3 protein-coding genes are annotated in these 2851 nt (G+C 73.3%); 1 reads left to right on the top strand and 2 read right to left on the bottom strand.

Features of this window, described 5'->3' with window-relative positions:
- Nucleotides 1-304: 304 nt before the first annotated feature.
- Both AB0O00_RS34320 and AB0O00_RS34315 read right to left on the bottom strand, forming a co-directional pair.
- Nucleotides 305-649, bottom strand: coding sequence for a chorismate mutase (locus tag AB0O00_RS34320; RefSeq protein WP_363658540.1), 345 nt, complete (start codon nt 647-649; stop codon nt 305-307).
- A gap of 83 nt (nt 650-732) precedes the next feature.
- Nucleotides 733-1251 (bottom strand): flavin reductase family protein, encoded by a 519-nt coding sequence (locus AB0O00_RS34315; protein WP_363658538.1) that lies wholly within the window; start codon nt 1249-1251, stop codon nt 733-735.
- Between the two features lie 156 nt (nt 1252-1407).
- Between AB0O00_RS34315 and AB0O00_RS34310 the strand changes: the two genes are divergently transcribed.
- Nucleotides 1408-2790 carry an amino acid permease gene (locus AB0O00_RS34310; RefSeq protein ID WP_363658536.1) on the top strand — a complete coding sequence of 461 codons (1383 nt, stop codon included), beginning with the start codon at nt 1408-1410 and terminating at the stop codon, nt 2788-2790.
- The last annotated feature ends 61 nt before the right edge of the window (nt 2791-2851 follow it).

The following is a 2851-nucleotide window of genomic DNA, read 5'->3' as shown; positions in this document are numbered from 1 at the left end:
GCGGAGACGTTGGCCTCGGCGGGCAGGGGCACGGCCGGGGCGGCGGAGCGGATCACGTGGTCGGGGCCGATGGCGGCGGCGACGGCGTCCAGGACCGCGTCGAGCGCGGTGCGGGAGGCGGTTTCGGGCATGGCTGGTCCTCGGAAGGTGCGTGCCGGCGTGCGAAGCCGGACACGGAGGGGTGACGGAGAGAGGGGGTGGCCGACTCAGGCTGCTGGCTTGGTCGGAGAGGTGACGGAGAGGGGCGCGACGGGCTCAGGCCGCAGGCTTGGTCGGAAAGGTGACGCAGGGGGGCGTGACGGGCTCAGGCCGCAGGCTTCGTCGGGGCCGCGCCGCCCAGGTAGACGGCGACGGGCCGTCCGGGCCGGTCCCAGGAGAGGTGCGCCAGCACCCGCAGGGTGCGGGGCGGAGCTCCGGCGAAGGTGGCGTCCTGCGCGCAGAGGGCGGGCAGGTCCCAGCCGGACTCGTGCAGGACGAGCGCGGGGTTGGTGGCGGTGAGGTCCGGGGTCATGGTGAACATCAGACTCACCAGGTCGGCCCGGTCGAGGTGGTTGGCGGCCAGCAGGCCGGCGAGCAGGTCCTCGGTGGCGCGGGTCAGGGCGGGCACGGTGTCGGCGGGCACGGCGATGCCACCGCGGACGGCGAGCACACGGGTCGTGCGGATCGTACGGATTACGCGGACCGTACGGATCGTACGGATCGCGTCGGGAACGCCCTCACCCGCGGCCGGGCTCAACTCCCGTCCGCGGAAGCCGAGGTGAAGCGCCCCTGGTGGAAGACCAGGGCGTCCTGCGGCTGCTCGGTACAGGTGGTGTGCAGCACCCGGGCGAGGAAGAGGTCGTGGTCCCCGCCGGGGTAGGTGTCCTCGACCTCGCAGGCGAGCGAGGCGAGGGCGCCGGGGAGCACGTCGTGCCCCTCGGCGGTGCGGTCGAGGTGGGCGCCGAGCCCGAGCCCGGCGGGCTTCTCCCGGGAGGCGAACAGCCTGGCCACGTCGCCCTGGTGGGCGGCGAGCAGGTGGATGCCGAGCCGGCGGCTGGCGGTGATGACGGGGTGCGCGCGGGCGGTCCGCATAACGGAGACCAGGACGCGCGGCGGGTCGAGCGAGATCGAGGTGAACGAATTGACCGTCATGGCGACGGCGGTGTCCTCGTGGCCGCTGCTGAGGACGGTGACCCCAGTGGGATAGCGGCGCATGACGTCCCGCAGGTCCGCGGACTGTCCGCGGGCACGGGTGATGGACGGTGAAGGCATGACTCCCCCTTCGCACGGTAGTGCGAATCTTGTTGCTGCCTAAACGCTAGCGCGACTTGTGAACGCTGATAGCTTTTCTAACATAGATCTCGCCACGTTGGTCAACTGCCGGCCAAGCAGGACCGCCCCGAAGAACCGCTTCGACCTGGGAGAACCGTGACCTCCTCACCCGCCCGCCACGCCCAAGCCGCCCTCCGTTCACGCCACTTGGCGATGCTCGCACTCGGCGGGGTGATCGGCGCCGGCCTGTTCGTCGGCTCCGGCGCGGGGCTCGCGGCAGCCGGTCCGGCCGTGCTGGTCTCGTACCTGCTGGCCGCATTGCTCGCCCTCGCGGTCATGCGCATGCTCGGCGAACTCGCCGCCGCACTGCCGGAGTCGGGCTCCTTCTCGGTCTACGCGCGTCGCGCGCTGGGACCGTGGGCCGGATTCACCACCGGCTGGCTGTACACGTGGGTGACGGCGGTCGCCATCGCCGTCGAGGCCCTGGCCGCCGCGGCGATCCTCCACGCGTGGTGGCCGGCCGTCCCCTCCTGGGCGTTCACCCTCGCCGCTATGACGGTCTTCACCACCGTCAACACCACCGACGTCCGGACCTTCGGCGAGGCCGAGTTCTGGTTCGCCTCGCTCAAGGTCCTCGCGATCGTCGCCTTCATCGCGCTCGGCGCCGCCGCCCTCCTCGGCCTGCTGCCCGGCACCCCCTCACCGGGCCTCGACCACCTCACCGGCGACGGCGGGTTCGCCCCCAACGGCCTGCCGGGGATCGTCACGGCGCTGCTCGGCGTCGTCTTCGCCTTCGGCGGCATGGAGGTCATCGGCATGGCCGCGGCCGAGTCCCAGGACCCGGGCCGCAGCATCCGCACCGCGGTGCGCTCCGCGATCTGGCGGATCGCCCTGTTCTACCTGGGCTCGGTGGCCGTCCTGGTCCTGCTGCTACCCTGGCGCGACGCCCGCCCCGACGAGAGTCCGTACGTCGCCGCGCTCGGCCGCGTCGGCATCCCGCACGCCGGCACCGTCACCCAGGCCGTGATCGTCGTGGCCCTGCTCTCCGCCCTCAACGCGAACCTGTACGGCACCTCGCGCATGCTGCACTCCCTCGCCGAAAGCGGCGACGCCCCAACCGCGTTGGCCCGCCGCACCCGACGCGGTGTCCCGGCCCGCGCGGTGGCCGCCGCCTCCGCCGTCGGCTTCGCCGCCGTCGTCCCCGAGGCGCTGTCCCCCGGCGCGGCCCTGCCGTTGCTGGCCAAGGCGATGGGCGCGGCGATGCTCTTCATGTGGCTGGCGGTCGCCTGCTCCCACCTGGTGCTGCGCCGCTCCCTCGAATCCACCGGCCGACTCCCGCTCCGCACCCGGGGTTTCCCCGCCACCACCCGCGCGGTCATCGCAGCGATCGGCGCGCTGATGCTGCTGATGACCACCTCCGAAGCCACACGCCCCCAACTCCTGAGCTCCGCGGCCCTCACCGCCGCCCTGGCCCTCACCGGCACAGCCCTCGCCCGCCGGCGCACCCCCGCCCCGGCAGCCGTCGAGACCCGCTCCTGAAGTCACTGCGCCCCAGGAGATGGCGCTGCGGCCCCACCACCCGGCGACGGGCGGTGGGGCC

The organism is Kitasatospora sp. NPDC093558 (genome assembly GCF_040683475.1).
In the GTDB taxonomy this organism is placed as follows: Bacteria; Actinomycetota; Actinomycetes; order Streptomycetales; family Streptomycetaceae; genus Kitasatospora.
This window is presented reverse-complemented; position numbering and strand designations above follow the sequence as displayed.

Coding starts and splice junctions, on each gene's coding strand:
- AB0O00_RS34315 (WP_363658538.1), bottom strand. CDS start 1,251: ATGCCTTCACCGTCCATCACCCGTGCCCGCGGACAGTCCGCGGACCTG.